Source organism: Micromonospora sp. WMMC264 (assembly GCF_027497275.1).
GTDB classification, from domain to species: Bacteria; Actinomycetota; Actinomycetes; order Mycobacteriales; family Micromonosporaceae; genus Micromonospora; species Micromonospora chalcea.
This window is the reverse complement of record NZ_CP114907.1, coordinates 1111891-1137804: the sequence shown is the minus strand read 5'-3', so window position 1 is coordinate 1137804 and position 25914 is coordinate 1111891. Positions and strand designations below refer to the sequence as shown.

Genomic DNA, 25914 nt, shown 5'->3' with positions numbered 1-25914 from the left:
ACAAAAAGGGGTCCGCAGTGTGTACGATTCACCCCGTCGCCGGGCGGCTCCCCCCGTGGCCGCCCGGCGCTAAAACTCCCGGCGTGCGACGCCTAGACTCGCCCCGGTGACGACTCCCAACGCCCCCGAAGACGAGCTGATCTGCTCGGCGCGGGGGTGTCGCGCTCCCGCCGCCTACCAGCTCCGCTGGCACAATCCCCGCCTGCACGCGCCCGACCGGCGCAAGACCTGGCTCGCCTGCCCGGCGCACCGGGACTCCCTCGGGGACTTCCTCGACGCACGCGGCTTCCTCCGCGAGGTGGTCCCGCTTCCCTGATCGCCTACGCTCGAAGCGTGAGCGAGCAGACGACCCGAGCCCGTACCGGCGGCGAGCACGGCAGGTCCTCCCGGTGAGCGGTGACGGCCACACCGGCCTCCCGCCCGCGTCGCGCAGCGCGCTGGAGCCCTGGCCGGACACCGTCGACTGGCGGCCGATCTCCCGCGACCTGATCTGGGTGGAGCTGATCCGGCTCGGCATCGGGCTGGCGGTGGCGCTCGTGGTGCTCGGCGTGGCCTGGGCGCTGTCCGGGCACTGGCTGCTCGGCGCCGCCGTCGGCGTGGCCCTGCTGATCGGCGTCTGGCGGGCGATCACCATCGTGCGTGCGGTCCGCGCCTGGGGGTACGCCGAGCGCGACGACGACCTGCTGGTGCGGCACGGTCTGCTGGTGCGGCGGCTCTCCATCGTGCCGTACTCCCGGATGCAGTTCGTCGACGTGAGCGCCGGTCCGCTGGAGCGTGCCTTCGACCTCGCCACTGTGCAGTTGCACACGGCGGCGGCCGCCAGCGACGCCCGGGTGCCGGGGCTGCGTCCGGCCGAGGCGTCCCGGCTGCGCGACCGGCTCACCGCGCTGGGCGAGGACCGGGCGGAGGGCCTGTGAGCGACCGGAGCGATCCCGGCGCGCCGCGGCCCCACGACGACCGGCCCGGGGCGGCGCCCGGTCCCCCACCGCCGGTCGGTCCGGAACAGCCGCCCGGACCGGGTTACGGGCCGCCCGCCGCGCCGCCCGGCTACGGACCGCCGCCCGGATACGCGCCACCACCCGGTTACGGGCCCCCGCCCGGATACGGGACGGCAGCCGACGCGACGCCCGGGCCGTGGCCCGCGCCCGCTCCGCCGTATCCGGGACCCTGGGGTCCGGCCGCCGCGCCCTCGTCCGACGGGGAGGAACCGCGGCAGCGGCTGCATCCGCTGAGCCCCGCACTGCACGGCGCGAAGTCACTCGTCGTCGTTATCGCCGGTCTGTCCTGGTCGACGCTGTCGCGGGTCGGGTTCGGCTGGTTCGCCCTGCTGGTCACGGTCTTCGTACTCGGGGCCACCGTGCTGTCCGTGGTGAGCTGGTGGAACACCGGTTACCACCTGGTGGGCCGGGAGCTGCGCGTGTACGAGGGCCTGCTGTGGCGGCGCACGCGCGCCATCCCGCTGGAGCGGTTGCAGGCGGTGGAGGTGGTCCGGCCGCTGCTGGCCCAGCTCACCGGCCTGGCCGAGCTGCGGCTCGAGGTGGTCGGCGGGGGCAAGACCGAGGCGCCGCTGGCCTACCTCAGCGTGGCCGAGGCCACCACGCTGCGGCAGCGGCTGCTCGCTGTCGCCGGCCGGGCCCCGACGCCCGCCGCGACCGAGCCGGGCGTGCCGGCCGCCCCGGGTACGCCGGTCGCGCCCGCGCCGGCCGGCCGCCGGCTGCACGTCGTCCGCAACCAGGACCTGCTGGTCAGCCAGTTGCTCACGCCGCAGGCGTTCCTGCTGCCGGTCGGCGTGGTGTTCGTGGGCGCCCAGTTCCTCTCCGAGGGCTCGTGGTCGTTCATCGCGGTGGCGAGCACGCTCACCGCGATGGCGGGTGTGGTGCTGCAACCGGTCCGGCGGGTGCTCGACGACTGGAGTTTCCGGCTCGACCGGGACGACGGCACGCTGCGTGTGCACAACGGGCTGCTGGAGACGCGGGTGCAGACGGTGCCGCTGCACCGGGTGCAGACCGTGCGGGCGACCTGGCCGCTGCTCTGGCGGATGAAGGGCTGGCTGCGGCTGCGGCTGGAGGTGGCCGGCTACTCGGCCGGTGAGCCGGACGACCGCAACCGCCCGGACCGGCTGCTGCCGGTCGGCGACGCCGGCACCGGCGCGGTGGTGGTGGCGGAGGTGCTGCCCGGCGTGCGGCTGGACGAGCTGCCCGGCACGCCGCCCCCGTCCCGGGCCCGCTGGCTGCGCCCGCTGAGCCGCAAGGTGGTCGGCGCCGGCCTCGACGAGCGGGTGTTCGTGGCCCGGTCCGGGCTGCTGACCCGCCAGCTGACGCTGGTGCCGTACGCCCGGATCCAGAGCGTGCGCGTCACGCAGGGGCCGGCGCAGCGGTTGCTGCGGCTGGCCACCGTGCACGCGGACACCGCGGGCGGGGCCGGGGCGGCGGCGGTCGACCGGGACCTGGCCGACGCCTGGGAGCTGGCCGCGGAGCTGACCGAGCGGTCGCGGGCCGCGCGCCGGGCCGACCACCGCCGCTGACCCGCCAGCGGGGCTAGCGTCGCTCGGCCGGCACCGCGTCCCGGTCGTCCGCGGGGGTGTCGGCCGCGGTGGCGGGCTGCGGCACGTCGGCCGCGCCGGCGGGCTCACCGGCACGCCGGGCCCGCCGCGCCGCCCACCAGCGCTCGGCCAGGCCGACCACCAGGAACGTCATGCCCACGTACGCCCAGCCGACCAGCACGTCGATCAGGTAGTGCTCGCCGCTGTACATCAGCGTGAACGTCATGGCCAGCGGATACGCCAGCATCAGCGGCCACCAGCGCTTGCGCACCGAGCGCATGAAGAACAGCACCACGAACAGCGCGAACGCGGTGTGCAGCGACGGCATGGCGGCCACCGGGTTGGAGGCGATCTGCCCGGCGTTGAGCAGGTTGCCCGCGCCGTGCATGCCGATCTCCTTCCACCCCCGGGTGGAGATCCGCGCGACCTCGGTCAGCAGGCCGTTCTGCGCCGCCCACCACGGCGGCGCGGCCGGGTAGGCGAAGTAGGTGACCAGGCCGGCCGCGCACAGGAAGCCCCAGCGGGACATGTACGCGATCCAGCGCCGCCGGTTGCGCATCCACAGCACGGCCGCGGCGGCGAACGTCGCCACGAAGTGCGAGAAGTAGATCCAGCTCACCAGCACGTCCCACCAGCGCACCTCGGACGGGTCGTACAGGCGCTCCTGCAGCCAGATCGTCGGCACCTCACCGCCGGTGAGCCAGCCGGTGAGGAACCGGTCGGCGACGATCAGCTCCATCGCGTGCGGGGTGGCGCCGTTGTCGGCGAAGCCCCGGGACAGGTTGTACACGGCGAGCAGCAGCACCACCGGGATCCAGTCCCGGGCGAAGCGCAGGTGGCTGCGCCACGGGCGGGCCGAGTTCCAGGCGATGGTGCCGGCCCAGATCCACAGGAACGCGTACGCCGGGTCGGTGGGCAGGCCGATGACGAGCCAGCCCGCCACGAAGGCGACGCCCCAGATGGTCATCGCGATCACACGGCGGCGCCCGCCGTCGGGCGACTCGGTGGTCGCGTCGGGGGCGGGGGTCGGAGATTGTGTCTGCTCGGCCATCGCGGACAAGGTTAACGGCGGGCGACGGGCGGGCCTGCGGGCGGGCGGGGACGACACGGCGCGGCGGCTCGGACGCCGGACGGCCCCCGTTCATCTGCACTAGGCTCGGCCGCATGCAGGAGCAGCCGGAGTCGCCCTTCACGCCGGGCCTGACCGCCCGCGTCGAGCTGACAGTGACCGACGCCGACACCGCGCAGGCGGTGGGCTCCGGGGACGTGCCGGTGCTCGGCACCCCGCGCGTGCTGGCGCTGGCCGAGGCGGCGACGGTGGCCGCCACCGCGACCCGGATGCCGTCCGGGTCGACCACCGTCGGCGTACGGGTGGAGCTGGAGCACCGCGCGGCCACCCCGGTCGGGCGTACCGTGGCCGCCCACGCCGAGCTGGTGAAGGTCGACGGGAAGCGGCTCGTCTTCGAGGTGACTGTCACCGACGGTCCGACAGTGGCGGCGCAGGGCCGGGTCGAGCGGGCGCTGGTCGACCGGCAGCGCTTCGTCGAGCGGGCCCTCGGCCCGTCATGACCGCCGGCTTCACCGAGGTCGCCCCCGGTGTGCACGTGCGACGTGAGCCGCTGCTGGCGGTGAATGTGGTGCTCGTGGTCGGCGACGGCGCGGCGCTGCTGGTCGACACGCTCTCCACGGCCGGGCAGGCGCGCGAGCTGGCGGCGGCGGCGCGGGCGGTGACGCCGTACCCGTGGACGATCGTGAACACGCACCACCACTTCGACCACTGTTTCGGCAACGCCACGCTGGCCGGGCCGGACACCGCCATCTACGCGCACCCGCAGGCCGTGGCGGCGCTGCGGGACCGGCCGGACGCGCTGCGCCGCGCCGCGTACGAGGAGATGCGCGCCGAGGATCCGGCGCTGGCGCAGGAGCTGGCGCGTACCGAGCTGCGGGCGCCGACGCACGAGGTGGTCGAGGAGACGGTGCTCGACGTCGGGGGCCGCCGGGTGGTGCTGCGCCATCCCGGGCACGGGCACACCGACGCCGACCTGGTGGTGCACGTGCCCGATGCGGACGTGCTGGTGGCCGGCGATCTGGTGGAGCAGAGCGGGCCGCCGGCGTTCGAGGAGTCGTACCCGTTGCGGTGGCCGGACGCGCTGGCCGACCTGCTGCGCCTGACCACGCCCGCGACGGTGGTGGTGCCGGGCCACGGCGAGCCGGTCGGCGCGGATTTCGTCCGCGAGCAGCACGCGCAGCTCGCGCGGCAGGCGTGGCTGATCCGCGCCGGGCACACCGGCAGCGCGCCGCCGGAGCGGGTGGCGGCCGAGTCGCCGTTCGGCGCCCGGCCGGGCCTGATCGCCGCCCGCCGCGGCTACGCCGAACTCGACGGCACCGCCTGAGCGGCGGCCCGGGCTCAGCCGGCGTCGGCGAGGATCTCGCGGAGACGGTTGCGGCACTCGGCGACGAACGCCGGGAACGTGTGCCAGTAGTAGGAGACGCCGCTGGCCGCCACCCCGAGCGCCCAGGCGCGGGCCCGCGCCCAGGTCACGTCGTCGACACCGAGCGCCTCCCGGTAGGCGTGCCGGGCCTGCGGCGGCAGGTCCCAGATCGGCGCGTGTTCCGCGTCCGGGAACCCGACGGTCAGCCCGCCGAAGTCGATCACCGCGCACAGCCGGCCGTCGCGTGCCAGCACATTGGTGGGCTTGAGGTCGGTGTGCAGCCAGACGTGCCGGCCGGTGGGTTCGGGCAGGGTGAGGGCGTCGCGCCAGAGCCGGTGCAGGGTGTCGACGTCGGTCTCGTCGCCGATCCTGCGCCGGCAGTCGTCGAGCGCCGCGCTGACCCAGGTGTCACAGGGGTGCAGGCTGCCGCCGCGGTATCCGCTCAGCGCGTCCGCGCGGGTCGCGCCGAGCAGGTCGGCCGCGTGCAGGTGACGTACGAACACCGCCAGGTCGGCGCCGAGGGCGGCCCAGTCCCGGACCGTGCCGGGTCCGACCTCGTCGCCGTGGATCCACCGCTGCACCGACCACGGCAGCGGGAAGGCGGCGGTCGGCGTCCCGGCGTGGAGCGGTTCCGGCACCGGGTACGGCAGCAGTGGCGCGAGCCGGGGCAGCCACAGCTGTTCCTTGCGCAGCGCGCCGGCCTTCTCCGCGGTGCGGGGCAGCCGGACGAGCAGGTCGTCGCCGAGCCGGTACATGGTGTTGTCGGTCCCGGCGCCGGCCGGGGTCAACGGCAGCGCGGCCCACTCGGGGCGCTGGTCGGTCAGCAGCGCCCGGACGATCCCCTCGTCCACAGGTGTCTCGTCCTGGTGCAGCATCACCCGGCGATCATCCGGCCCCGGGCGGCGCGGCGGCCACCGGGTTTCCGGACGTACGGGGGTCCCGTTCCGGGCGGGTGTGTGCCCGCAGCGTGGTGAGCAGCGTGTCGAGGTGCGGGGCGGCGGCCAGGATCGCGTCACGCGCTGCCGGGTCGAGGTCGGCCAGCGCCTCGGTGAGCAGCGCGGTGCGGTGCCGTTGGTGGTCGGCCATCCGCCGGTGGGCGGCCTCGGTGACGCGCAGCCGGACCACGCGGCGGTCGGCGGGGTCGCGGTCGCGGGCCAGCAGCCCGGCGTCGGTGAGGTCGCGGACCAGCGTGCTCACGGTGTTGGGCGCCGTGCCGAGGCGCCGGGCCACGTCCTTGCCGCTGATGCCCGGCGTGTCCCGGACGAGCAGGAGCAGTTCCACCTGAGCTTCGGGCAGCGGGTCCCGCCCGGCGCGCGCCGTGGACCGGCGGCGCACGAGCCGGTGCAGCTCCCCGAGGACCGCGCCGAACCGCGCGACCTGCTCGTTCGTCGACACGGGGTCACCCGCCTCACATCGCAATAGTTCTGACTACAGAGGTAAGGTACCCGAGCACATCGGATTTCAGGGGGTACCCGCTCGTGAGTCAAGCCGCGCCGCCCGCCGCCCGCCCGACCGGCGCCGGCGCCACCGCGTCCACCGGGGGCGCGAGCCTGCTGGTGCTGCTCGGCACGCTCACCGCGATCGGCCCGCTCTCGCTGGACATGTACCTGCCCGCGTTCCCGGCCATGACCCGCGACCTCGGCGCCGACCAGGCCGGCATCCAGCTCTCGCTGACCACCTGCCTGATCGGCCTGGCGTTCGGCCAGCTCGTCACCGGGCCGCTCAGCGACCGCTGGGGGCGCCGCCGCCCGGTGCTGGTGGGCGTGGTCGCGTACACCGTGCTGGCGCTGGCGTGCGCGGCGGCGCCGAACGCCCCGCTGCTGGCCGCCGTCCGGTTCGCCCAGGGCCTGGCCGGCGGCATGGGCGTGGTGGTCGCCCGCGCCGTGGTCCGCGACCTCTACTCGGGCCGGGACGCCGCGAAGTACTTCTCCCGGCTCACCCTGGTCTTCGGGGTCGCGCCGATCGCGGCGCCGGGCGTGGGCAGCCTGGTGCTCCGGTTCGGCTCCTGGCGGTCCGTCTTCCTGGTGCTGGCCGCCATCGGCGCGGTGCTGGCCGTCGCGGTCGCGCTGCGCCTGCCGGAGACGCTGCCGGCCGAGCGCCGCAGCACCGGCGGGCTGGGGGCCACCGCCCGGACCATGCGGTCGCTGCTCGCCGACCGGGTCTACCTCGGGTACGCGCTGACCCAGGGCTTCGCCTTCGCCGGGCTGTTCGCGTACATCTCGGGGTCGTCGTTCGTGTTCCAGGACGTCTTCGGCGTCTCCGCGGCGGTGTTCAGCGTCATCTTCGGCGTCAACGCGCTCGGCCTGGTGGCCGTCGGGCAGCTGAACGCCCGGCTGCTCGACCGGTTCCCGCCACGCCGGCTGCTGGTCACCGCGCTGGCGGTCGGCCTGGTCGCCGCGGCCGGCGTGCTGAGCGGCGCGCTGACCGACGGCCTCGCGCTGACCGCGGTGGCGCTGTTCGGGTACGTCGGCGCGCTGGGCATGGTGACGCCGAACAGCACGGCGCTGGCGCTGGACGCGCACGCCCGCCACGCCGGCACCGCCGCCGCGCTGATGGGCGGCATCCAGTCGGTCGTCGGCGCGCTGGCCGCGCCCCTGGTCGGGCTCGGCGGCGAGGGCAGCGCGCTGCCGATGGCCACGGTCCTGGCCGGCGCCGCCGTTCTCACCCTGGTCACCGTCCTGACGATGACCCGCACGCGGGCTGAGCGCTGAGCGCGTTAAGAAGGGGCCCCTTCTCTACCTGAGGCGTTAACAAGGGGCCCTTCCTTTCACGCGAAGCGGGCGGTCACCTCGGCGCGGGTGGGCATGGCGGTGGCGCCACCCGGGGACTCGCAGACCACTGCGGCCACCCGCAGCGCGAACGCCACCCGGTCCCGCCACCCGGCCGGGTCGGCCGGCTCACCGGCGGCCAGCAGCTCGGCCACCAGCGCGCCCATCACCGAGTCCCCCGCGCCGGTCGCGTCCACCGCGTCCACCTTCGGCGCGGGCACGCGCACCACGTCGTCGCCGGCGGCGACCAGCGCGCCGTCCGCGCCGAGCGTGACCACGACCGTGCTCGCGCCCAGTTCCCGCAGGTACGCGGCCACGCCCTCGACCGGCTCGTGCGGGTAGAGCACCCGCGCGTCGGCGCTGCTGAGTTTGACCAGGTGCGCGGCGGCGGCGAACTCGGCGACCACCGCGCGCAGCCCGTCCAGCGCGTCCGGGGCGGTGAGCAGCCGGGGCCGCACGTTCGGGTCGAACACCCGCAGCGCGCCCGCGATCGACCAGGCGCGGCGGGCGGCGGCGAGCACCGGCGGGTCGAGCAGCACGATCGAGCCGCAGTAGAGCACGTCCGCGCCCTCGACCAGTGCCACGTCCAGGTCGTCCGGGCCGAGCAGCGCGTACGAGCGGGGCTCGCCGTAGAAGCGGAAGTCCGGCTCGGGGCCGGCGAAGGTGGCCACCGCGAGCGCGGTCGGGGCCGGCACGGTCACCGTCCCGCTCACGTCCACACCGGCGTCGGTGAGGAAGGCGCGGATCCGTCCGGCCAGCGCGTCGTCGCCGAGCGACCCGACGAACCGCGCGTCTCCGCCGAGCCGAGCGGTCGCCACCGCCACGTTGAGCGGTCCCCCGCCGATCGCCTGCCGGTAGACGGGCTCTCCGTCGCGCTCGGCGTCGAGCAGGTCCACCAGCGCCTCGCCGAGCACCACCGCGTACCCCATCCTGGCTCCCCTCGTCGTCCTACCCCGATCCTGGCTCATACCGGCGCCACCGCGCGCCGGGACCCTGGCATCGAACGGCGCCTATTGCGGGCCGCGCCCGGACGTGGTGGGATGGCGGTGCCGGGTGACGACGCGGGGGCTGCCGCGTCACCGGCCGCCGGGTCGATCCGACGCGAGGGCATCCACGGTCCGTTGGGCAACGGACCGCAGACGGTGCGCGCCCGTCGACGGCCACGGCCGCACTCCGACCGGGCGCGGGCACCGCGATCGTCGCATCCGCTCGTCGCAGCGGGGCGGGCCGAACCGGGCCACGCTCCGCGAGTCAGGAGATCCCCGTGCACCGATCCCGATCCCGTACGGCCGCGTTGCTCACCGCGGCCGCCACCCTGACCCTGGGCGCGTTCGCCCTGGTCACCAACTCCGGACCGGCGGCCGCGCACGGCGCGGCCATGACGCCGGGCGCCCGCACCTACCTGTGCTGGAAGGACGGCCTCACCGGGACCGGTGAGATCCGGCCGAACAACCCCGCCTGCTCGTCGGCGGTGGCCGAGAGCGGCGCGAACTCGCTGTACAACTGGTTCAGCGTGCTGCGCTCCGACGCCGGCGGGCGGACCGTCGGGTTCATCCCCGACGGCAAGCTGTGCAGCGGCGGCAACCCCGGCTTCAGCGGGTACGACGCGGCGCGCAACGACTGGCCGATCACCCACCTGACGGCGGGCCGGTCGATGGAGTTCCGGTACAGCAACTGGGCCCACCACCCGGGCACGTTCTACTTCTACGTGACCAAGGACAGCTGGAGCCCGAACCGGCCGCTGGCCTGGAACGACCTGGAGGAGCAGCCGTTCCTGCAGGTGACCAACCCGCCGCAGCGCGGCGCGGTGGGCACCAACGACGGTCACTACTACTTCACCGGCAACCTGCCGTCGAACAAGAGCGGCCGGCACATCATCTACTCGCGCTGGGTCCGCTCGGACAGCCAGGAGAACTTCTTCGGCTGCTCGGACGTGACGTTCGACGGCGGTAACGGCGAGGTGACCGGGATCGGCTCGGGCGGCAGCAACCCCCCGACGACCGCGCCGCCGACCACCGCGCCCCCGACCACCGCGCCCCCGACCACCGCGCCCCCGACGACCGCGCCGCCGACCTCGCCTCCGCCGGTGACGACCAGCCCGACCATGCCGGCCGGCTCCTGCATGGCGGTGTACAAGGTGGTCACCGCCTGGGGTGGCGGCTTCCAGGGCGAAGTGACGATCATGAACCACAGCACCCGGACGTACTCCGGGTGGACCGCGAACTGGACCTGGCCCAGCGGCCAGACCATCAACCAGGTGTGGAACGGCACGTTGAGCGGCAGCGGGGCGTCGGTGAGCGTCTCCAACGCCGCCTACAACGGCAGCGTCCCGCCGGAGGGCACCACCACGTTCGGCTTCACCGCGAACTTCTCCGGCACCAACACCCTGCCGACGGTCACCTGCACCGGCAGGTGATCCCGTAACGGGAAGGGCCCTCGGGGAACACCCCGGGGGCCCTTCCTCGTCACGCTCGGGTCAGCGGACCATGCTGCCGACGACCGGCTTGGTGAGCAGCGCGGACTGGTTGCGCTGGATGCCCGGGTCGAGCGTCTTGGCCACGAAGATGGCGTGCCAGATGCAGAAGATCAGCACGGTCCACACCTTGCGGGAGTGGTCCGCCTCCTCCCGCTTGTGCTCCTCCAGCAGGCGCATCGCGTACGACAGGTCGATCAGGTCGCCCGCGCCCGAGGTGGACAGCACGTGCCGCGCCCACTCGTACATCTCGCCGCGCAGCCAGACCCGGGTCGGGGTCGGGAAGCCCAGCTTCTTGCGGTTGACGATGGCCGGCGGCACGACGCCCTGCAGCGCCTGGCGCATCGCGTACTTGGTGGCCTCGGAGCGGGGCGGCAGCTTCAGGTCGACCGGGATGCCGGCGGCGACGTTGAACACCTCCCGGTCCAGGAACGGCACCCGCACCTCCAGCGAGTGCGCCATCGAGATCCGGTCGGCCTTGACCAGGATGTCGCCGCGCAGCCAGGTGTAGAGGTCGACGTACTGCATCTTGGTGACGTCGTCCAGCTCGGTGCACTCGGCGTAGATCGGGGCGGTCACGTCGGTGTAGCGCACCGAGGGGTCGTAGCGGCGCAGCAGGTGCTGCTTCTCCTCCTCGGTGAACATCCGGGCGTTGCCGTAGTAGCGCTGCTCGATCGGGGTGGTGCCGCGCTCCAGGAAGCTCTTGCCCTTGACCCCCTGCGGAATGGCCTTGGACACCGCGCGCAGGCCCTTCTGCACGCCGTCGGGCAGGCTGTTCACCGAGTTGAGCGACAGCGGCTCCCGGTAGATCGTGTAGCCGCCGAAGAACTCGTCCGCGCCCTCGCCGGAGAGCACCACCGTGACGTGCTCGGCGGCCTTCTTCGCCACGAAGTACAGCGGCACCAGCGCCGGGTCGGCGACCGGGTCGTCCAGGTGCCAGACGATCTTCGGCAGCGCGTCGATCATGTCCTGCGGCCCGATCTTGGTCGGGATGGTGGTCACGTCGAGGTGCCGGGCCGAGTCCTGGGCCACGTCGATCTCGGAGTAGCCGGGCACGTCGTAGCCGACGGTGAAGGTGAGGATGTTCGGGTTGAACTCGCGGGCCAGCGCCACCACGGCGGTGGAGTCGATGCCGCTGGACAGGAACGAGCCGACCGGCACGTCCGAGCGCATGTGCATCCGGACGCTCTCCCGCAGCGTCTCCCGGATGTCGTGGTAGAGCCGCTGCTCGTCGGAGACCGGGGCCGGCCGGAACACCGGGCGGTACCAGCGGCGCACCTCGATCCGGCCGCCCGGGGTCCAGTTCAGGTACTCCCCCGAGCCGATCCGGCTGATCCCCTTGTGCAGCGTGCCCGGCTCCGGCACGTACTGCAGCGTCAGGTAGTGGCTCAGGTTGGCGGTGTCGATGCCCGCGTCGCCCTGGTACGCCGAGTGCGCGAACGGCAGCAGCGCCTTCTTCTCCGACGCGAGGTAGAGGCCGTCCTGGGTCTCCAGGTAGTGCAGCGGCTTGATGCCGAAGTAGTCCCGGGCGCCGAAGGCCCGCCGCTCCTGCCGGTCCCAGATGACGAACGCGAACATGCCGCGCAGCTTGGTGAGCACCTGCTCACCCCAGTAGTGGTAGCCGGCGACGATCACCTCGCCGTCGCCGTTGGTGGCGAACTGGGCGCCGTAGTCGCGGATCAGCTCCTCGCGCAGCTCGATGTAGTTGTAGATCTCGCCGTTGAAGGTGAGCAGGTACCGCCCGCCCGCGTACGGCAGGGGCTCGTGGCTCAGCGCCACGTCGATGATCGCCAGGCGCTTGTGCGCGAACACACCGTCCGCGTACCGGCCGGAGGCGTCGCCGACCACCTCGACCCCGGTCTCGTCCGGGCCACGGTGGTGCAGGCACTCCAGTGCGCCGGCGATGTTGTCGCGGTGGGCGGCGGCGTCGCCGCGCGCGCTGAAGAAGGCCAGGAGTCCGCACATGGCCGCCATCTTTCCACGCGCCGGAAGCCTCCGTCGCGGCACCGCAGGCACCTCCCGCTGTCGTGCGCGCGGTACCGTCTGGACCAGCGACGAGGCTCAGGGAGGGACGGATCATGGCCGAGGAGCGGACGCGACAGGGCAAACCGGCGGACGGTACGGAGTCGCACGACCCGGACTTCCCGGAGGCGTTCCTGTCGTTCATGCGCCAGGGCTGGCGGGACACCGAACTGCCGGTCGCCCCGCGCCCGGAGGCGCCCAACCACGCCAAGCGGCGGGCCGCGCTGGCCGAGGCCTTCCCGGGCGAGACGCTGGTCATCCCCACGGGCAACGAGAAGGTACGCGCCAACGACACCGAGCACCGGTTCCGTCCGGGCAGCGACTTCGCGTACCTGACCGGCGACCTGGAGCCGGACAGCGTCCTCGTGCTGCGCCCGGGTGGCGAGTCCACGCTGTTCATGCGGCCCCGGTCGTCGCGGGTGACCGACGAGTTCTTCCGCAGCCGGCACGGTGAGCTGTGGGTGGGCCGCCGGCCGACGCTGCGGGAGAAGTCCACCGAGCTGGGCCTGCCGACGGCCGACCTGAGCGAGCTGGACGCGACGCTGGCCGAGCTGGCGCCGGGGCGTACCCGGGTGCTGCGCGGCTTCGACGCCCGGGTGGACGCGGCGGTGCGTCAGTACGACGGCGCGCGCGCCGACGGTCAGCCCGGCCGCGACCGGGAACTGGCCATCGCGATCGCCGAGCTGAAGCTGGTCAAGGACGAGTGGGAGATCGCGCAGCTCCAGGAGGCGTGCGACGCCACGGTGCGCGGCTTCGAGGACGTGGCACGGGCGCTGCCGGCCGACCGCGGCGTCTCCGAGCGGCTGCTGGAGGGCGTCTTCGCGCTGCGCGCCCGGCACGACGGCAACGACGTCGGGTACGGCTCGATCGTCGGGGCCGGCGAGCACGCCACTGTCCTGCACTGGGTGCACAACCACGGCGCCACCCGTCCGGGTGACCTGCTGCTGATGGACATGGGCGTGGAGAACCGCAACCTCTACACCGCCGACGTCACCCGGGTGCTGCCGGTCGACGGCCGGTTCACGCCGCTGCAGCGCCAGGTCTACGACGCCGTGTACGCCGCCCAGCAGGCCGGCATCGAGATGTGCCGGCCGGGCGTGGCGTTCCGGGACGTGCACCTGGCCTCGATGCGGGTGCTGGCCGAGGCGCTGAAGGATCTCGGGCTGCTGCCGGTGAGCGTGGACGAGGCGATGGACCCGGCCTCCACGGTCTACCGGCGGTGGACGCTGCACGGCACCAGCCACATGCTCGGCATCGACGTGCACGACTGCGCCAACGCGCGCAAGGAGAACTACCGGGAGGGTCCGCTCGGCGAGGGGTACGTGCTGACCGTCGAGCCGGGGCTCTACTTCCAGCCGGAGGACGAGATGGTCCCCGAGGAGCTGCGGGGCATCGGCGTGCGGATCGAGGACGACATCCTGGTCACCGCGGACGGTCCGGTGAACCTGTCGGCCGGTCTGCCGCGGCGCTCCGACGAGGTGGAGACCTGGCTGGCCGAGCAGCGTGAGGCGGGCCCCCGCCTGCCCGGCTGAGTCCTGCGGGCCGCGATCTTCCGGCGGGCCCCACCACCGCGCCTTCACGGCAGGTGGTGGGGCCCGCCGCCGTCTGGGGGAGTTGCGGTCCGCTCACGTGGTTGGTCACCGACCGCCGATCGTGGGAGGAATGCGGGCTTTTTTCGGATACGTCTTCCTCGCGAGGAACCTTCTCATACGGTGCTGATCAGAGGCTACAACCGGTTTGTAGCTGGTCGCCCGGCCTGGGGCGGCGCGACCCGTTTGGGAAGAACCGAAAGGGCTCTCATCTCATGTCGAACGATGTAACGACACCCGACGGTGGAGCGCCGATGGCGCCTGCCCCGCGGACGAGCAAGCGGCGGGCGCTCTGGGTCGCCACCGGCGTGGCCGGGCTGACCGGCGTCGTCGGGCTGGCGGCGCTGGGCGGTCTCGCCGCCCGCGACGACAAGTCCGGCACCGAGCCGGTGGCGGACAACCACGCCGCCGCTCCCCAGAACGCCGGCAACGACTCCGACGACAAGGACGGCAAGGACGGCAAGGACCGTGGCCAGGAAGGCCGTGACCGCGGCGAGTGGGGCCCGGACAAGGGCGACTGGGGCAAGGACGACCACGGCAAGACCCGCGAGGTCGCCTGCGACGACGACGCCCTGATCGACGCCCTCGAACTCGCCAACCGCGACCACGGCGGCACCCTCAAGCTCGCCGAGAACTGCACCTACGAACTCGGCGTCAAGGACCGCAAGTTCGGCTCCGCCCTGCCCGAGATCAAGCAGGACGTCACCATCAAGGGCAACGGCTCCACCATCAAGCGCGACGCCGAAGACACCTTCCGCATCTTCCGCGTCCGCGACGGCGGCGACCTCACCCTCAAGGACCTCACAATCAAGGGCGGCAACGCCAACGAGTTCAAGTACCCCGGGCCGTCCGTGCCGAAGGCGGCCGACCCGGCCGAGCTGGATGCCAAGCGGGTCGAGGGCGACGGCGGCGCGCTGCTGGTCGAGCGCGGCGGCAGCGCGCACCTGGACAACGTGAAGCTGACCGACAACAACGCCGAGGGCGACGGCGGCGCCGTCGCCAACTACGGCCGCACCTGGCTCAAGGAGAGCAAGGTCGTCAACAACCACGCCCAGGGCGACGGCGGCGGCATCTTCAACGAGGGCATCCTCAAGGTCGAGGAAACCCACGTCGACGACAACACCGCCGGCGGCAACGGCGGCGGCATCGCCAACGGCAGCGGTGAGCACCACGACGGGCCGGTCGACCTGGCCTCGGCGGCGAAGGCCGACAAGGGTGAGCACGGCAAGCACCGCGCCGGCACGGTCGAGATCACCGGGGCGTACGAGGGCAAGGACGCCTCGTTGAGCACCCTGAGCCGCAACCGGGCGGGCCACAACGGTGGCGGCCTGTTCAGCAGCGGCGGCTGGGTCACCGTCTCGTTCACCGCGATCGGCGGCAACGTCGCCTGCGACAACGGTGGCGGCGTCTACGCCGAGAACACCGACCTGCTCCTGGAGAAGGTCCACGTGGCGGGTAACCACGCCGACGGCAACGGCGGCGGCGTGGTGACGACCGGCGGGCGCGACTGGGCCGGCAACGGCGCCGAGAAGGACGGCCTCGCGGGCAGCGCCACGATCGCCGACAGCGCGGTCGTGGACAACACGGCCGGCCGCTTCGGTGGCGGCATCTACAACGGTGAGTGGCTCATCAAGATCGAGGACGGCTTCCTCACCCGCGAGCACGACAAGGACGACAACGCCACCCTCACCATCCGCGACACCGAGATCAAGGCCAACACCGCCCTCAACGGCGGCGGCATCTTCAACAACAAGGCCAAGATCACCCTCACCAAGACCCACGTCACCAAGAACACCGCCACCGACTCCAGCAAGCTCCACCGGGTCGCCGGCGGCGTCCTCAACAACGAAGGACGCGTCAAGCTCGACGACAAGTCCCTCATCAGCAACAACGACCCCACCAACTGCGCCAACACCGTCGAGGACTGCTTCAACTGATTCGCTCCACCACATAACCCGGGGCGCCCTCCTTCCGCCGCGACGGCGGGAGGAGGGCTCCCGACCTCGGAGCGGCCCGGCTGGCCGTGGTGTCCTCCACCGGGGCGTCCGGACCGCACTGCGCCCACCCATCCCACCCGCACCCTTATGCGGGTTTTTTTCGTATATGGCCACGAGGCGAAGAAGGTTCTCATACGGTCGTTCTCAGCAGCTACAACCGATTTGTAGCGAAGGCCGCCTCGCCAGGGCGAAGCGACCTTGTCAGGTACAAGGAGAGGGCAGAGAGCTCCGATGTCCAACTACCTTCGCAATAACAATGACGCCACCAGCAAGACCATCTCCCCGCTCCGGCGTCGCCGGATGTGGCTCGCCACGGGCGTCGTGGGCCTGACCGGAGCGGTCAGCCTCGCCGGCGTGGCCTACGCGACCACCGGGGCCACCGGCCCGCACCGGCTCGCCGACGTCAAGTGGTCGACCACGCAGCAGCTCAGCGACGACGACCACGGCGACAAGGGCGAGTACGGCCGGGACGGGTACGACAAGGACGGCAAGGACGGCAAGGACCGTGGCCAGGAAGGCCGCGACCGCGGCGAGTGGGGCCCGGACAAGGGCGACTGGGGCAAGGACGGCAAGGACGACCACGGCAAGACCCGCGAGGTCGCCTGCGACGACGACGCCCTGATCGACGCCCTCGAACTCGCCAACCGCGACCACGGCGGCACCCTCAAGCTCGCCGAGAACTGCACCTACGAACTCGGCGTCAAGGACCGCAAGTTCGGCTCCGCCCTGCCCGAGATCAAGCAGGACGTCACCATCAAGGGCAACGGCTCCACCATCAAGCGCGACGCCGAAGACACCTTCCGCATCTTCCGCGTCCGCGACGGCGGCGACCTCACCCTCAAGGACCTCACAATCAAGGGCGGCAACGCCAACGAGTTCAAGTACCCGGGTGGCGGCGGCCAGCCGCCGGCCGCTGCTCCGGCGGCCGCCCCGGCGGTGGCGGCCCCGGCCGCTCCGGCTGTCGCGGCTCCGGCCGCGGCGACCACGGCCGCCGCTGTCACGCCCGTCGCCGACGGCATGAACGGCGGCAAGGACGACGACAAGCGGGTCGAGGGTGACGGCGGCGCGCTGCTGGTCGAGCGCGGCGGCAGCGCCTACCTGGACAATGTGAAGCTCGTCGACAACAACGCCGAGGGCGACGGTGGCGCCGTCGCCAACTACGGCCGCACCTGGCTCAAGGAGAGCAAGGTCGTCAACAACCACGCCCAGGGCGACGGCGGCGGCATCTTCAACGAGGGCATCCTCAAGGTCGAGGAAACCCACGTCGACGACAACACCGCCGGCGGCAACGGCGGCGGCATCGCCAACGGCGGCGGCTTCTCCGGCGAGCACGGCCCGGCGGCCTCGGCCGCGCCGAAGGGCTACGACAAGAAGGAGAAGCACCACGAGGCCGGGATCGTCGAGATCTTCGGTTCCGACCACGGCAAGGACGGCATCAAGTCCAGCCTGTCGGACAACCGCGCCGGCAAGAACGGCGGCGGTCTGTTCAGCAGCGGCGGCACCGTCACGGTCTCCTTCACCGCGATCACGGGCAACACCGCCTGCGAGAACGGTGGCGGCGTCTACGCCGAGAACACGGACCTGGACCTGGACAAGGTGCACGTGGCCAAGAACCACGCCGACGGCAACGGCGGCGGCGTGGTGGTCACCGGCGGCAAGCACTGGGGCTACCCGAACGACAAGGAGCACGCCAGCGCCACGATCGCCGACAGCAAGATCGTCGACAACACCGCCAACCGCTTCGGCGGCGGCATCTACAACGGTGAGTGGCTCATCAAGATCGAGGACGGCTTCCTCACCCGCGAGCACGACAAGGACGACAACGCCACCCTCACCATCCGCGACACCGAGATCAAGGCCAACACCGCCCTCAACGGCGGCGGCATCTTCAACAACAAGGCCAAGATCACCCTCACCAAGACCCACGTCACCAAGAACACCGCCACCGACTCCAGCAAGCTCCACCGGGTCGCCGGCGGCGTCCTCAACAACGAAGGACGCGTCAAGCTCGACGACAAGTCCCTCATCAGCAACAACGACCCCACCAACTGCGCCAACACCGTCGAGGACTGCTTCAACTGACCTGACGGTCCAGGGGTACGCGACCGGCCCCCTGCCACGTGACGTGGCAGGGGGCCGGTCGGCCGTGCCGGTCAGCTCTGGACGAACACCGCCACGCTGCGCGCGGGCACGGTGAACGTGCCGGCGGCCCGGTCGAACGAGGCGGTACGCAGCGCCGCGTCGGCCGAGTTCCGCAGCACGGGATGCAGCGCCACGTTCGCCCCGCGCAGCCCGGTGACCGTCTGCTTCGCCGTCTCCGGCGTGGCGTTGAAGACGACGGTCACCGACTTCCACGTCCCGTCCAGCCCGCGCGCGTCGAGGGTCATGGTGAGCACGCCCGGCGTCTCCTTCGGTCCGGACAGCGGGAACGCCACCCGCTTCTGCACCTGCTCGGCGCTGCTGAGCCCGAACACCGGCGAGGATCGGCGGACGCGCAGCAGCTCCGCGTACCGGGCGTCGGCCAGTTCGACCGCCGCGCAGTCCGGCACCAGCAACGGGTCGGCCAGCAGCGGCTTCGCGTACGACCACTTGTCGCGGTTGTCGGCCTCCGGCGGCAGGCCCGCGCCGAACCCGTTGCCCTGGGCGCAGTCCCAGCGGATCTGGTTGAACCAGTCCCCCGAGTTGTACGAGTTGCGGTCCAGCGACTTCGAGCGCAGCCGCTCCGAGCCGGTGGTGACGAACCCGGCGCCCTGCCCGAGCGCTGTGGTCGCCAGCGCGAGCACCTGCATCCGGGCCCGGTCCTGCGCCGAGGTCCCCTGCGGCAGCTTGTACGCCAGCGCGTCGTACAGGATCTCGTTGTCGTGCGCGTCGACGTAGGTGACCGACTCGCCCGGCGCGGCCGTGTATCCGGCCGGCGCGCCCTTGTAGTCGACCTGCGCGCCGGTGACCCGCTTCCCGGAGGAGTCGGTGAACCGGTAGTCGCGCAGGTTACCGGTCAGGCCCACCTTGATCAGGTCGTGCTGGTGCAGCAGCCGGGCCCGCTGCTCGGCCGCCGTGCCGTTGACCTCGTCGCCGTTCGGGTCGGTGTAGAGGCCGGAGGCGAAGCCCTGCGCGCGCGGGTTCGCGTCGAACGGGCCGCCGCCGCGCACCGCGTCGCGGAGCCGGTCGTTGAACGTGCCGATGCCGGTGCCGGCCATGTTGATCTGGGTGGCCTGGGTGAACCGGGCGTCGTCGGCGACCTCGCCGAAGTTCCAGCCCTCGCCGTAGAGCAGGATCTTCCGGCCGTCGACGCCGTCGCGGGCGAGCGTGAGCTTGTCCAGCGCGGCCCGTACGGCCAGGATGTTCGCCTTCGGGTGGTGGCCCATCAGGTCGAACCGGAAGCCGTCGACCTTGTACGCCCTGGCCCAGGTGACGATCGACTCCACCACGAGCTTGCCCATCATGGCGTGCTCCGGGGCGGTGTTGGCGCAGCAGGTCGAGTTGGCCACCGACCCGTCGTCGAGGAGCCGGTGGTAGTAGCCCGGCACCACCTGGTCGAGCACCGACTTCGGGTCGGCGCCGGCGGCCGAGGTGTGGTTGTAGACCACGTCCATGACCACCCGCAGGCCGGCCTTGTTCACCCCGGCGACCATCTGCCGGAACTCGGTGGTGCGCTTGGCGCCGTTCGGGTCGGTGGCGTACCCGCCCTCCGGCACCGTGTAGTGCAGCGGGTCGTACCCCCAGTTGTAGCCGTCGGTGTCGGCGACCGCCGCGACGCACTTCTGCTGCTGGTCGGAGTCCGGCGGCAGCGCGGCCAGGTCGCAGGCCGGCTGGGCCTGGTCGGCCCGCTTCTCCGGGATGGTGGCGAAGTCGAACGCGGGCAGCAGGTGCAGGTAGTTGACCCCGGCGTCGCCGAGCGCCCGCAGGTGCTTCATGCCCGCCGTCTGCGGGTCGGTGAACGCCAGGTAGGTGCCGCGCCGCTCGGCCGGAACCGTGTTGTCGGCGATGGAGAAGTCCCGCACCGACAGCTCGGTGATCTGGGCCTTCGACGCCGGCGGGGCGGCCGGCTTGCGCAGGTTCACCCAGCCGGCCGGCGCGAGCGCCGGGTCGGTCAGGTCGACGATCTGGCTGTGCGTGGAGTTCGGCGCGAGCGCCACCGAGTACGGGTCGGTCACCGACGCGGTGACCACCTTCTGTGTCGCCGGCTGCCACGCCTGCACCTGGTAGCGGTAGTAGCGGCCGGTCCACGCCTTCGTCCCGCGCACCGACCAGACACCGGTGCGGTCGTCGCGTCGCATCGCCACAGTGGTCGGCTCGGCCGTGGGCGAGTCGAACAGCTCCAGCGCCACCTTCTGCGCGGTGGGCGCCCACACGGCCAGCGTGGGTACCCGCCCGGCGAACGTCGGGCCGAGTTTCGCGCCGGTCGCGGCCGCGTAGACGTCGTCGAGCACACCGGGGATCTGCACGCCGGTGGCGGCGAGCAGGGCGCCCTCGGCGTCCCGCTCGGTCACCACGAGCTGCCCGCGCAGCGCCGCCGGCACCTTGGCCAGGTCGCCGCGCGCGAGCGTGAAGGCGCGACGGTCCCAGAGATGGGGGTACGCCTGTCGTTGCGCCTCGGTCAGCCCGTTGCGCTGCGCCCGCAGCGGCAACTCGGTGTACGTGCCGGTCAGCTCGCCGTCGGCGACGCCGATTCCACCGGCCGGGGCGACCGCGAGCGCGTACCGCCTGCCGTCGGTCGGGCCGGTGGCCCAGGCGACTGTGGACCTGTCGATCCAGTTCGCCTTCTGCCTGGTGATGTCGATGTCGGTCGCGGCGCCGGACGTGGTGGTCGGCAGCAGCCGGCCCTTGACGCCGGCGAGCAGCCACACCTCGCGCCCGGCGGTGGCGAAGTCGAGCCGCTGGTCCTCGGGGTGGTCCTTCTGGTCGCCGGAGTGCACGATGTAGCTCAGCCCGGTCGCGCCGGCGCTCAGCGGCACGCGGAACACCGCGCCGTAGGCGTCGATCTTCTCCGGCTTGAGCGGCGTGGCCCAGTCGGTCGGGCTGGCGGCGCCGTCCCACAGGTGCAGGCCCCAGCCGTCGTAGTTGCCGTCGGCCTTGCGCCAGTGGATCAGCGCCGTGTCCGGCGCCACCGGCGGGTCGGGCTCGCCGGTGGCGGCCTGCCGCGTCGGGTACACCTCGGCGTCGCCCTGCTTGACCCAGACCTCCCCGGTCCGGGTCACGTCGATGAAGCGGTCGGCCGCGACGTCCTTGTTGCCGCCGGAGTCGACCACGACGAAGCCGACCGACTTCGCGCCCGGCTTGAGCTTCACCCAGGCGAACCGGCCGTACGAGTCCTCGCCGGCGAACGGCTGCCCGGCGGGCCACTCGGTGACGTACGCCGGGTCGATGTCACCCCAGGCGTAGAGCCGCCAGTCGTCGTACCCGCCGGCCGGGCGCTTGTAGTGCACGATCGCCCAGTCCCGCGACTCGCCCCGGTCCGGGGTGCCGACGGTGCCGGTGGCGCGGGCGGTGGCGGTGCGGCCCTTGCCGTCGCGGACCACTGCCTTGTACTCGACAGTGGTGCCGCCGGGCAGGCCGGTGAGGTCGTGGTGCACGGTGTACGGGGCGCGGTGCGCGCTGCCCAGCAGCGTCCACTTCCCGCCGTCGACCCGGGCGGCGAACGTGACGGTGGCGAGCGGGTCGCCGGTGACCTGGGCGGTGACGGTGGCCTTGCCGGGGGCGGGCTCGTCACCCGGCTCGGTGATCGTGATCTTCGGAGCGGCCCCGGGGTGCGGGATGGCCCGGTCGGCCTTGAGCACCACCGCCGACATGGCCGGCACGGTGAGGCTCAGCTTGCCGTCGGCGGCGGCCGTCACGTCTGCGGCGCCGCCGTACACGCCGGTGAAGCGGGCGCCGGCCGACCAGGTGTCCACCGTGACAGTTTGCGGGGTGGCGGCGTTGTTCACCGCCGCCACGTACTCGATCCGGTCGGCGGGCAGGACGCGGGAGAACGCGAAGACGCCGGGACCGTCGGCGGCGTGCCGGGTGACCTGGACGCCGTCGCGCAGCGCCGGGTGCGCGGCCCGCAGGCCGCCCAGCTCGGCGATGGTCCGGTAGAGCGGGTGGCGGGTGTCGTACTGGTCGACGGCGTGGGTGCGGGTGGTGCCGATCAGGTCGTCGTCGAGGTAGTCGGCGGTCCGGGAGGCGAACATGTCCTGCCGGGCGTCCTTGTCCCCGCCCGGGCCGGTGAAGCCCTGCTCGTCGCCGGAGTAGACGACCGGCTGGCCACGGGTGAGGAACATGAGCTGGTGGGCGAGCCGGCTGCGCGTCAGCTGGGCGGCGTCGTCCCCGCCGCCGGCGGCGACGAACGAGCCGATCCGGCCCATGTCGTGGTTGCCGAGGAACGTGGTGAGCCGGTTGGCGTTCGTGTCCCGCGCGGTGTAGAGGTCGTCCTTGGCGTACACGTCGGCGAGCGCCTTGGCCGAGCCGTCGGCGGCGGCGTAGCCACGTGCCGCCTCCTGGAACGAGAAGTCGAGCGTGGCGGGGAGGCCGCCGCGCCGCACGTAGGTGGACTGGATCTCCTGTTCGGCGCTGTAGACCTCGCCGAACATGAAGAAGTCCTTCTTGCCGGCCTTCGCCGCGGCGGCGTCGATGCCGCGGGCGAACTGCGGCCAGAACTCGAGGTTCGAGTGCTTGACGGTGTCGAGGCGGAACCCGTCCACGCCGGCCTTGCCGATCCACTCGGCGTAGATGTCGGTCATGCCGCGCACCACTTCGGGCCGCTCGGTCCACAGGTCGTCCAGGCGGGAGAAGTCGCCGTACTCGCTGTTCTCCCCGGCGAAGGTGGAGTCACCGCGGTTGTGGTACATGGTCGGGTCGTTCAGCCACGCCGGTACCTTGACCTTCGCGTCGGCGGGGGTGGCGAACACCGGGGTGTACGGGAACGACTTCTCGTTGACGGCGGGGAACTTACGGGTGCCGTCGGCGTAGTTCCGGTCCTCGAAGGGTCGTCCCTGCGCGTCGCGGTAGGGCGCGGTCTTCTTGTCCACGTAGCCGTACTTGTCCTCGGCGTACCGGATGACGTCGGCGGTGTGGTTCACGATGATGTCGAGGTAGACCTTGATGCCCCGCCGGTGGGCGAGGTCGACCAGCTTCTTCAGCTCCGCGTTCGTGCCGAAGTGCGGGTCGACCTGGGTGAAGTCGGTGATCCAGTAGCCGTGGTAGCCGGCCGAGACGTCGGCGCCGGTGCCCTGCACGGGCCGGTTCTTGAAGATCGGGGCGAGCCAGATGGCAGTGGTGCCGAGCCCTTGGATGTAGTCCATCCGGTCGATCAGGCCCTTGAGGTCGCCGCCGTGGTAGAAGCCCTTGTCGGTCGGGTCGTGGCCGGTGGTGAGCCGGCCGCCGGTGAGGCCGCCGTTGTCGTTGCGCTTGTCGCCGTTGGCGAAGCGGTCCGGCAGGACGAAGTAGAACTGCTCGGCCTTGGCGGTGTTGCGGCTCGCCGCGAGCAGCGCGTCGGGCGAGGGCTCGTGGTTCCACTGGGGAGCGTTGCCGGCGGCGAGGACGTCGGGGGTGGCGGCGCGCTCGGGAGCGTCGTCGCCGAGCTGATGGAGGGCCACCGGAACGCCGACGACGGCGAGCACGAGGGAGGTGACCAGGGCGAGCAGCGCCTTGGGGGATATCGGCGGCGGTTTCATCGACGGCCTTTCTCTGGTCGCTGATTCGCCCGCACGCTAGCCCTTGCCGAAATATTCTGCAATACCTTGCAAACCATGCTGCAACAAAGCAGTTACCTTGCAAGAGAGTGCACGCGTGTCGCCCCGATCCCGGGGCGCGGGTTCTACCGAGCGACGCAGGGCGTGCCGTCGACGGTGCAGCTCGCCGGCCGGGTGCCCGCCCGCTCGATGTGGAACCGCACCGCCAGGGACTGCCCGGGGGCCAGGTCGAATCCGCTGCGGTAGGTGAAGACGCCGTCGTCGAAACGGAACACGCCCTGCTCGGCGCCCTCGACCCAGGCGGTGACCAGCCTTCCGCCGGGGAAGACCGCGCGCACCGTCCAGCCCCGGTGCGAACGCGCGGTGTTGACGAGCAGCACCTCGCCGATGAAGCCGCCGTCGAAGGCGCTCTGCACGCTGTACCTGCCGGTCACCGCGGACGGCGGCGCCACCGGCGGCGGAGACGACGGGGGCGGCACCGGCCGGGCGACGCCCCGGGGGCTGGGCGTCGACGCGGCCGGCGTCGGCCGGGCGGGCAGCTCCGTGGAGCGGGGCGACAGGCCCGGCAACACCGGAGCGGTGGCGGAGACCGGCGACGGACCGCTGGCGCTGACCGCCGTGGGGGTCGGCGGCACGTGCGGCAGCGGCATCAGCGGATCGGGCGGATCGGCCGCCGGGAACGTGCTCCGTCCCCGCACCGAACCGAGCGCCACCGCCAACAGGACCACCATCACGACCACGCCGGCGGCGACGAGGATCCAGGGGGACGAGGTCATGGCGGCCCCGGGCTGCGGGCCGGAGCGACGCGTGTGGGACATGGTCCTCCTGTCGGGGTCCGGGCCAGCGTAGCCACCGGGACCGGGCCGCGGCGAGCGGCCGGAATCGGGCCTGCCGCACGGCGCGGACTCCTGATACCTTGCACGCCGATCAATGACCACAATGGCTCGTCGAGCCGGTAGGACGGATGGCCAGTGACTGAGTGGCAGGGCAACATCCGGCGGGCGTCCACGGCGGACGCCGCCGTCGTGACCGCGATTCTCGCCGAGGCGTTCATGCGGGATCCGGTGAGCGGCTGGGTCTTCCCGGCCGACGACCACCGCGCGCGGGTCCATCCCGCCTTCTTCGGGCCGTTCGTCGCGCTGGCGCTGCGCACCGGCGAGGTCCACCTCGCGGGCGACGGCCTGGGCGCCACGCTCTGGCTGCCCACCGGCGACGGCCACGAGGCCGAGGAGGGCGACGAGTTCGCCGGAATGGAGGCCGCGATCGGCGCCGAGGCCATGAAGCGGTTCGGCATGCTCGACGAGATGATGGGCGCCCGCCACCCGAGCGAGCCGCACTGGTACCTGCCCTTCATCGCGGTACACCCGGACCATCACGGCAAGGGCGTCGGGTCGGCGCTGCTGCGTAACAAGCTGGCCGAGCTGGATCAGGCCGGCTCCGCCGCGTACCTGGAAGCCAGCTCGCCGCGCAACGCCGCGCTCTACGAGCGGCTCGGGTTCCGGCGCCGCCCGGTCACGCTCGACCTGCCGGACGGGCCCAGCCTCTACCCGATGTGGCGCGACCCGGCCTGACCGGGATCGTCCCGCCCCGGCCTCACCCGGGGCGGGACGTCATCGCCGTACCGTCGTGGTGCTGACGTCGAGCGCGCCCACGACGGCGGCGAGCAGTCCGTCGAGCTGCCCCGGCAGGAACCGCCGGCAGTCCCGCATCCGGACGCCGACCTGCGGGTCGAAGATGTTCGCGGCCAGCCCGACCGCCTCGGCGAGGCTGGCCAGCAGCAGCGTGCCCGGGTCCAGTTCGGCCGGGGACGAGTGCATCAGCATGGCGGTCAGCCGTACCCGCGGCGAGGCCGCCTGGTTCGGGTCGTTGGCCGGCCAGCGCACCGTCCGGCCGATCAGCTTGCCCTGCTCCCGGCGGAGCACGCCGGCGGTGACCAGCCGGGTGCCGACACGCTCGTTGATGTTGAGCTGGGTCCGCAGATAACGGATCCACAGCCGGGCCGGGTGCGCGCCCTCCCGACGCAGAATCTCGGTAATGAGCAGATCGGTGAGCGGCTCCTGCCACAGTCGCGGATCGACAGCGGCGATTCCGCCGCCGTCGAGGGCGATCCGGCCCTCGAACATCAATTCGGCGAGCGCGGCGCCGGCCAGCCCACACTCCAGCCGGTCGACGGCGACATGCGGCTTGCCGGTGAACTCGTCGTGTCCGATAAGGAACAGCGCATCCGCAAGCCGGTAGGTGGCCTGCGCCCCGGGGTAGGTCATGGTCCATCCTCGAACGGTGGCCGTGAACGTCGACACGGGACGGTACGGCATGACCACGCACAGCTCAATTCCGGTCGATCAGGAGCCCCCCAAATCGATATCGAGACGGGGTTGTGACGATCAGTGATCACCAATACCCTGCTTCAGGTTGTTCCGA

The 25914-nt window shown here is 72.5% G+C and carries 19 protein-coding genes; 11 read left to right on the top strand and 8 right to left on the bottom strand.

Going from position 1 to position 25914, the window contains the following annotated elements:
• Positions 1-106 precede the first annotated feature (106 nt).
• From O7542_RS05385 to O7542_RS05375, 3 genes are all read left to right on the top strand, one after another.
• A complete protein-coding gene (locus O7542_RS05385) occupies positions 107-316 on the top strand; it encodes a hypothetical protein (RefSeq protein ID WP_069087711.1) in 210 nt (69 codons plus the stop codon).
• A 73-nt stretch (positions 317-389) separates the two neighbouring features.
• Positions 390-917 carry a PH domain-containing protein gene (locus tag O7542_RS05380; RefSeq protein WP_064445350.1) on the top strand — a complete coding sequence of 176 codons (528 nt, stop codon included), beginning with the start codon at positions 390-392 and terminating at the stop codon, positions 915-917.
• A 302-nt stretch (positions 918-1219) separates the two neighbouring features.
• On the top strand, positions 1220-2524 hold the full coding sequence (locus O7542_RS05375) for a PH domain-containing protein (RefSeq protein ID WP_166457838.1): 1305 nt from the start codon (positions 1220-1222) through the stop codon (positions 2522-2524).
• 13 nt (positions 2525-2537) lie between these two features.
• Here O7542_RS05375 and O7542_RS05370 read toward each other — a convergent pair whose 3' ends face one another.
• On the bottom strand, positions 2538-3593 hold the full coding sequence (locus O7542_RS05370) for a phosphatase PAP2 family protein (RefSeq protein WP_166457833.1): 1056 nt from the start codon (positions 3591-3593) through the stop codon (positions 2538-2540).
• Positions 3594-3706: 113 nt separating this feature from the next.
• Between O7542_RS05370 and O7542_RS05365 the strand changes: the two genes are divergently transcribed.
• Positions 3707-4111 carry a hotdog domain-containing protein gene (locus O7542_RS05365; RefSeq protein WP_030504258.1) on the top strand — a complete coding sequence of 135 codons (405 nt, stop codon included), beginning with the start codon at positions 3707-3709 and terminating at the stop codon, positions 4109-4111.
• Entirely contained in the window at positions 4108-4935 is an 828-nt protein-coding gene (locus tag O7542_RS05360) for an MBL fold metallo-hydrolase (RefSeq protein ID WP_166457834.1), read from the top strand. Before O7542_RS05365 ends, O7542_RS05360 begins: the two co-directional genes overlap by 4 nt.
• A 14-nt stretch (positions 4936-4949) precedes the next feature.
• On the opposite strand, the gene O7542_RS05355 is transcribed toward O7542_RS05360, so the two are convergent.
• Both O7542_RS05355 and O7542_RS05350 read right to left on the bottom strand, forming a co-directional pair.
• Positions 4950-5849 carry an aminoglycoside phosphotransferase family protein gene (locus O7542_RS05355; protein ID WP_205799055.1) on the bottom strand — a complete coding sequence of 300 codons (900 nt, stop codon included), beginning with the start codon at positions 5847-5849 and terminating at the stop codon, positions 4950-4952.
• Between the two features lie 10 nt (positions 5850-5859).
• A complete protein-coding gene (locus tag O7542_RS05350) occupies positions 5860-6369 on the bottom strand; it encodes a MarR family winged helix-turn-helix transcriptional regulator (protein ID WP_064445345.1) in 510 nt (169 codons plus the stop codon).
• A gap of 83 nt (positions 6370-6452) precedes the next feature.
• Here O7542_RS05350 and O7542_RS05345 point away from each other — a divergent pair, with 83 nt between their 5' ends.
• Complete coding sequence (locus tag O7542_RS05345; RefSeq protein WP_104115085.1) at positions 6453-7685, top strand: multidrug effflux MFS transporter; 1233 nt, start codon at positions 6453-6455, stop codon at positions 7683-7685.
• Positions 7686-7741: 56 nt separating this feature from the next.
• On the opposite strand, the gene O7542_RS05340 is transcribed toward O7542_RS05345, so the two are convergent.
• On the bottom strand, positions 7742-8671 hold the full coding sequence (locus O7542_RS05340; protein WP_166457836.1) for a carbohydrate kinase: 930 nt from the start codon (positions 8669-8671) through the stop codon (positions 7742-7744).
• A gap of 335 nt (positions 8672-9006) precedes the next feature.
• On the opposite strand from O7542_RS05340, the gene O7542_RS05335 reads away from it, so the two are divergent.
• Entirely contained in the window at positions 9007-10158 is a 1152-nt protein-coding gene (locus O7542_RS05335) for a lytic polysaccharide monooxygenase (RefSeq protein ID WP_281605781.1), read from the top strand.
• Between the two features lie 60 nt (positions 10159-10218).
• Here O7542_RS05335 and asnB read toward each other — a convergent pair whose 3' ends face one another.
• Positions 10219-12180 (bottom strand): asparagine synthase (glutamine-hydrolyzing), encoded by a 1962-nt coding sequence (gene asnB, locus O7542_RS05330; RefSeq protein ID WP_043329713.1) that lies wholly within the window; start codon positions 12178-12180, stop codon positions 10219-10221.
• 113 nt (positions 12181-12293) lie between these two features.
• Between asnB and O7542_RS05325 the strand changes: the two genes are divergently transcribed.
• From O7542_RS05325 to O7542_RS05315, 3 genes are all read left to right on the top strand, one after another.
• Complete coding sequence (locus O7542_RS05325) at positions 12294-13769, top strand: aminopeptidase P family protein (RefSeq protein WP_030504250.1); 1476 nt, start codon at positions 12294-12296, stop codon at positions 13767-13769.
• A gap of 311 nt (positions 13770-14080) precedes the next feature.
• Positions 14081-15763 (top strand): hypothetical protein, encoded by a 1683-nt coding sequence (locus O7542_RS05320; RefSeq protein ID WP_247677657.1) that lies wholly within the window; start codon positions 14081-14083, stop codon positions 15761-15763.
• 291 nt (positions 15764-16054) lie between these two features.
• Positions 16055-17905 carry a hypothetical protein gene (locus tag O7542_RS05315; RefSeq protein ID WP_043329711.1) on the top strand — a complete coding sequence of 617 codons (1851 nt, stop codon included), beginning with the start codon at positions 16055-16057 and terminating at the stop codon, positions 17903-17905.
• A 71-nt stretch (positions 17906-17976) separates the two neighbouring features.
• Here O7542_RS05315 and pulA read toward each other — a convergent pair whose 3' ends face one another.
• Together pulA and O7542_RS05305 are read right to left on the bottom strand one after the other, a co-directional pair.
• Positions 17977-23475, bottom strand: coding sequence for a pullulanase-type alpha-1,6-glucosidase (pulA, locus tag O7542_RS05310; protein WP_281605780.1), 5499 nt, complete (start codon positions 23473-23475; stop codon positions 17977-17979).
• A gap of 143 nt (positions 23476-23618) precedes the next feature.
• Entirely contained in the window at positions 23619-24311 is a 693-nt protein-coding gene (locus O7542_RS05305; protein WP_064445338.1) for a cellulose binding domain-containing protein, read from the bottom strand.
• Between the two features lie 153 nt (positions 24312-24464).
• Here O7542_RS05305 and O7542_RS05300 point away from each other — a divergent pair, with 153 nt between their 5' ends.
• On the top strand, positions 24465-25064 hold the full coding sequence (locus O7542_RS05300) for a GNAT family N-acetyltransferase (protein ID WP_210887137.1): 600 nt from the start codon (positions 24465-24467) through the stop codon (positions 25062-25064).
• A gap of 39 nt (positions 25065-25103) precedes the next feature.
• Here O7542_RS05300 and O7542_RS05295 read toward each other — a convergent pair whose 3' ends face one another.
• Positions 25104-25757 carry a GPP34 family phosphoprotein gene (locus O7542_RS05295; RefSeq protein WP_030503305.1) on the bottom strand — a complete coding sequence of 218 codons (654 nt, stop codon included), beginning with the start codon at positions 25755-25757 and terminating at the stop codon, positions 25104-25106.
• Positions 25758-25914 lie beyond the last annotated feature (157 nt).

Excerpts from the sequence above, each read along its gene's own strand:
- O7542_RS05370 (WP_166457833.1), bottom strand. The coding sequence starts at position 3,593 with ATGGCCGAGCAGACACAATCTCCGACCCCCGCCCCCGACGCGACCACC.
- O7542_RS05365 (WP_030504258.1), top strand. The coding sequence starts at position 3,707 with ATGCAGGAGCAGCCGGAGTCGCCCTTCACGCCGGGCCTGACCGCCCGC.
- O7542_RS05360 (WP_166457834.1), top strand. The coding sequence starts at position 4,108 with ATGACCGCCGGCTTCACCGAGGTCGCCCCCGGTGTGCACGTGCGACGT.
- O7542_RS05355 (WP_205799055.1), bottom strand. The coding sequence starts at position 5,849 with ATGCTGCACCAGGACGAGACACCTGTGGACGAGGGGATCGTCCGGGCG.
- O7542_RS05340 (WP_166457836.1), bottom strand. The coding sequence starts at position 8,671 with ATGGGGTACGCGGTGGTGCTCGGCGAGGCGCTGGTGGACCTGCTCGAC.
- asnB (WP_043329713.1), bottom strand. The coding sequence starts at position 12,180 with ATGTGCGGACTCCTGGCCTTCTTCAGCGCGCGCGGCGACGCCGCCGCC.
- O7542_RS05325 (WP_030504250.1), top strand. The coding sequence starts at position 12,294 with ATGGCCGAGGAGCGGACGCGACAGGGCAAACCGGCGGACGGTACGGAG.
- O7542_RS05320 (WP_247677657.1), top strand. The coding sequence starts at position 14,081 with ATGGCGCCTGCCCCGCGGACGAGCAAGCGGCGGGCGCTCTGGGTCGCC.
- O7542_RS05315 (WP_043329711.1), top strand. The coding sequence starts at position 16,055 with ATGTCCAACTACCTTCGCAATAACAATGACGCCACCAGCAAGACCATC.
- pulA (WP_281605780.1), bottom strand. The coding sequence starts at position 23,475 with ATGAAACCGCCGCCGATATCCCCCAAGGCGCTGCTCGCCCTGGTCACC.
- O7542_RS05305 (WP_064445338.1), bottom strand. The coding sequence starts at position 24,311 with ATGTCCCACACGCGTCGCTCCGGCCCGCAGCCCGGGGCCGCCATGACC.
- O7542_RS05295 (WP_030503305.1), bottom strand. The coding sequence starts at position 25,757 with ATGACCTACCCCGGGGCGCAGGCCACCTACCGGCTTGCGGATGCGCTG.